The sequence below is a fragment of the Nosocomiicoccus sp. HMSC059G07 genome, from assembly GCF_001815515.1.
GTDB classification, from domain to species: Bacteria; Bacillota; Bacilli; order Staphylococcales; family Salinicoccaceae; genus Nosocomiicoccus; species Nosocomiicoccus ampullae_A.
In genome coordinates this window covers 305-3,365 of sequence record NZ_KV820801.1, presented here as the reverse complement: position 1 = coordinate 3,365, position 3,061 = coordinate 305, and the positions used below count along the sequence as shown (strand labels likewise).

Annotated in this window: 3 protein-coding genes; all 3 read left to right on the top strand. The window is 39.7% G+C overall.

Annotated elements, in window-relative coordinates; all coding sequences use genetic code 11:
• Nucleotides 1-321 precede the first annotated feature (321 nt).
• The 3 genes from HMPREF3029_RS02795 to HMPREF3029_RS02785 all read left to right on the top strand — a co-directional run bounded on the left by HMPREF3029_RS02795 (nt 322) and on the right by HMPREF3029_RS02785 (nt 2,860).
• Nucleotides 322-1,377: a 2,3-butanediol dehydrogenase gene (locus HMPREF3029_RS02795; protein ID WP_246830694.1), complete on the top strand. Its 1,056-nt coding sequence runs from the start codon at nt 322-324 to the stop codon at nt 1,375-1,377.
• Between the two features lie 105 nt (nt 1,378-1,482).
• Nucleotides 1,483-1,779 (top strand): rhodanese-like domain-containing protein, encoded by a 297-nt coding sequence (locus HMPREF3029_RS02790; protein ID WP_070709606.1) that lies wholly within the window; start codon nt 1,483-1,485, stop codon nt 1,777-1,779.
• A gap of 184 nt (nt 1,780-1,963) precedes the next feature.
• Complete coding sequence (locus HMPREF3029_RS02785) at nt 1,964-2,860, top strand: nuclease-related domain-containing protein (protein ID WP_070709604.1); 897 nt, start codon at nt 1,964-1,966, stop codon at nt 2,858-2,860.
• The last annotated feature ends 201 nt before the right edge of the window (nt 2,861-3,061 follow it).

The following is a 3,061-nucleotide window of genomic DNA, read 5'->3' as shown; positions in this document are numbered from 1 at the left end:
CGATTCGGTGATTCCCGTCGGCGAATAGAAATTTGGCCGACGGTAAGTCTCATAGCGTCGGCGGGAAGTTCGTTTCACCGACGATTCGCGCCAACCCCAAAGGTTTTTCATCGATTTGCGATAGTTTGTCCCATATTGTCATGCAACCCTAGTTTTTCATCTATTTAAGAAGATTAAAAGCCCGCTCCTCCACTCATCAATCGCCTAAACACACTCAAAAATTCTAACTTCTCACAAAATCGCCGAATTTTTTCTTCTTATTATGCATAATAATGAACGTTCACTTGGTATAATAGATGTATAAATATAAAAGGAGTGTTTTTGAAGAAAGCAGTGGTTTACTATGACACGAAAGACGTCCGTATTGAAGAGGTCGAAGAGCCTAAAGTTCAAGATGGTCTTGTGAAAGTTAAGGTTGCTTGGACGGGTATTTGTGGTACGGACTTACACGAATATCTTGGTGGCCCGATCTTCATCCCTGGTGATGAACCGAACCCAATCACTGGTCAAGAGCGTCCGGTCGTTATGGGGCACGAGTTTTCTGGTGTCATTGAGGAGTTAGGTGAAGGTGTTGAAGGGTTAAACGTTGGAGATAAAGTATGTGTAAACCCAGCGTTAACGAATAACTTACACCCGAATCCGTTATATGACTTCTATAAAGAAGGTACTTTCATCGGTCTTGGTTGTGATAGTGCGTTCGCTGATTATGTCGTTGTTCCAAAAGAGAATATCGTTAAATTACAAGATTCAACTTCACTTAAAATTGGTGCACTTGTTGAGCCGACAGCTGTTGCGTTACAAGCGATTCGTGAATCTGAAATGGAATTTGCAGAGTCTGTTGCGATTTACGGTGCAGGCCCTATTGGTTTAGTGACTGTACTTGCTGCACGTGCGGCTGGTGCGAGAGATATCTTCGTATTCGACTTATCAGACGAGCGTTTAGAAAAGGCGAAAGAATTCGGTGCAACTCACACATTAAATAGTGGTAAAGAAGACCCTATCGAGTATATTCACCAGTTCTATCCAGACGGCGTAGATCGTACATTTGAAGTTGCTGGTGTACCGATTACGTTAGAACAATCTATTAAATCAACTCGCCCAAGAGGTATGGTAACAATCGTTTCTATCTTTGAAAGAGCAATCGACTTCAACCCAATGTTACTCACAACAAGTGGTGTAAGAATTTCTTCTACACTTGGATACGAGCCAGACATTTTTGAAGCAACTGTTAAAATGATTGAGTCAGGTCAAATCGACCCAAGCCCAATGATTACAAGTGAAATTGAGCTTGATGAGATCATCGACAAAGGTTTCAACACTCTTATCGAAGATAAGAGCCAAGCGAAAATCTTAGTCAAACTTAGCGACGAAGAATAAGAACAGTTTCAAACATCGTATCCAAATCGGATACGGTGTTTTTTTGTATGCAATTTGGTGGAGTTCATATAAAATCAAATTAGAGATAAAGTTGGGAGGATTTTAATGGAACAGTTAGAAATGCTGAATTTTACAAAAGATGAATTACAAAAACTCGCAGAAAACAAGCAGTTAATCGATGTACGTTCAAAAGAAGAATACGATGAAGTACACATCCCTGGCGCGCTTTTATATCCACTTGATGAAATCGAGACGTTTGATTTACCGAAAGACCGCGAGTATTATGCATATTGCCGCTCTGGAAAACGCAGTGAAATGGCATCACAATACTTAGAACAACTCGGTTACGAATTTAAAAACTTAAACGGCGGAATAATCGCATACGTCAATGAAGTGAAATAAAGATGAGGAGACTCATCTTTTTTTATTTTGCAAACAGATTTTAAAAATCTGCTTAAGGAGTTATTTAAAAACTGAGAATGCTTTTTTAAATACTACGTATTTTAAGAACGGAAATTAGAAAATTGCTTTTAGACTGATTGTACTTTATCAGCTAATATAAGCGTAAAACAGCTGGAGGTTTTATATGTTGGAAAGAAGTTTTGCGCATCAGCAGTTGCGTGCGTTAAAGTGGCGATTACCATTAGATGATAATTCTAAATATTACTTAGAGCGATTAGAGCGTGGGTTTGAAGGTGAAAATGAGTTTTCTGAGATTTTAGCTTCGTATAATACGTGTACAAGTATCCATGATTTTACGTTTGAAATTGATGGCTCTACACGTCAAATCGATACTGTTTTTTTATCTAATAATGAATGTATACTGTTTGAAGTGAAAAACTACATTGGTGATTTTATTTATAAAGAAGATGAGTTTTATGTATATCATAATATGCAGAAAATCCCGTCGCCTGTAAGGCAAGTCGATGAAGCATGGAGTAAATTTCGGGAGTTATTGCAGCGTATCGGCGTACGAAAATCGGTGCGGCATTATGTCGTGTTTATAAACGAAGAATTCCATTTGTATAATGCACCGGATCACCTATCGATTATTACGCGTGCACAACTGAGGCGCGTTCTAGACAATTTGGCTAGAAACCGAGATGCTGTGAGTGATACCACTCTTCAGTTAAAGGAAAAGTTACTCGCGCATAATATAAAAGACACTCGCCCCGCACACGTCATCTATCAATACGATAATTTAAAGAAAAATGTGTTTTGTTTTAACGACGGTTCACCGCTTCACCTATCAGGGCGAAATTCTTATACTTGCGAGATATGTGACTTTAAAACTTCAGTAAAAGAAGTAGTACTTGAAACCGCTCGGGACTTCTCTGTCCTTTTTCCGACAGAGAAAATCACCGTACCTGCACTCATCGACTTCTCAGGTGGCGTACTCACAAAACATAATTTACAAAAAGCATTAAACGAGGAATGCGTACGCCATAATAAAGGTCGCGGTACGTATTATACATTACGATGAAGAAAAAAAGCCCCGTAGTATTTTATCTTGTAAAGTAGCGGTGCGTGCGGACGGCGAATTTGAATGAGAGTGCTCGGCTAGCGGCTGGAAATTGGTTCGAATCGTCGGTGAATGAGCTTGCTCGCCGACGATTCGCTGATTTTGATGGAATCGTCGGTGAACTCAAGTTTCCACCGACGCTATGGGACTTATCGTCGGCCA